At 41.5% G+C, this 1,311-nt stretch carries 1 protein-coding gene; it reads left to right on the top strand.

The features are described 5' to 3' along the window. Positions 1-40: 40 nt before the first annotated feature. A protein-coding gene (locus tag BCT81_RS25315; RefSeq protein ID WP_102426250.1) for an IS3 family transposase occupies positions 41-1,278 on the top strand; the annotation gives its coding sequence in 2 pieces (ribosomal slippage) (positions 41-404 and positions 404-1,278; 1,239 coding nt in all). The last annotated feature ends 33 nt before the right edge of the window (positions 1,279-1,311 follow it).

The raw sequence follows: 1,311 nt of genomic DNA, 5'->3' as shown, positions 1-1,311 counted from the left end.
TGTCTCGTCCTGAAATGTGTTTACACATTGAGGACGAATTATGACTACTTCAAATAATACCTACGTTAAGCGCACTCAGCGTGATTACACACTAGGCTTTAAATTACAGGTCGTCGCCGCTGTAGAAAGAGGCGATATGACCTATAAACAAGCCCAAACCATTTATGGTATCCAAGGCCGTTCAACCGTTTTAACCTGGCTTCGAAAGCACGGTAAGATGAATTGGGCGCAAAATCCAAGGATGAATGTCATGAGCCAATCACCGAAGCCTAAAGAGTCGCCTGCACAGAAAATAAAACGTCTTGAGAAAGAGTTGGAAGACGAAAAAATCAAGAACCTCTTCTTAAATAGAGTGGTTGATATTCTTGATGCTGAGCACGGAACCAGTCTGAGAAAAAAGTATCTAGCCAAGGAGCAAGAAGCCTTCAAAAACAGGAAGGAATAAGTTTAGTTCGGGTATGTAGGCTTTGCGGCATAACAAGGCAGAGTGTTTATCAACGAGAAAAGCGAGCTCATCATCGTCGGTTAGAGCTTAAACCGATTAAAAAAATGGTGTTGGATATTAGGCGTTATATGCCTCGGGTTGGTACTAGGAAGCTCTATTTTTTAATAAAGCCCAGACTACAAGAACAAGGTATCAAGTTAGGCCGAGATGCGCTTTTCAACTACTTACGCGCTGAGCGATTGTTGGTAAGACCTAAGCGTAGTTTTACAAAAACGACCAATAGTCGGCATTGGATGAAGAAACACCCGAACTTATTAAAGGACTACAAGCCATGTAGTCCAGAGAGTGTCTTGGTGAGCGACATAACCTATGTCCAATCTGATGAAGGAGTTCACTACCTATCATTGGTTACGGATGCGTTTAGCCGAAAAATAATGGGCTATGAGCTGAGTAATGAAATGAAAGCGACGGATGTCGTGAAAGCGCTAGATATGGCTATCAAAGGGCGTCGATATCATCATTCTTGTATCCATCATTCAGATCGTGGACTGCAGTATTGCTCAGGTGTATATCAAGATAAATTGAAAACTAGCGGCATAATGCCTTCGATGACAGATGGTTATGACTGCTACCAAAATGCCTTAGCAGAAAGAATAAATGGGATCCTGAAACAAGAGTTCTTACTTGATAGATGTAAGAATCTTGAGGAGCTTAAACGACTAGTAAAAGAGTCTATCAATATCTATAACAATATGAGGCCACATCTCAGTCTCATGATGAAAACTCCAAATGAGGTGCATGAAAAAAGCCAACAGCCGGCGCTGTTGGCTTAGTAAAAAACTGTCAACGTATTTTAGGACGAGACA

It is taken from the genome of Vibrio sp. 10N.261.52.A1 (genome assembly GCF_002876325.1).
Taxonomy (GTDB): domain Bacteria; phylum Pseudomonadota; class Gammaproteobacteria; order Enterobacterales; family Vibrionaceae; genus Vibrio; species Vibrio chagasii.
The sequence above is the reverse complement of the archived record's forward strand: the minus strand, read 5'-3'. Positions and strand labels throughout refer to the sequence as shown.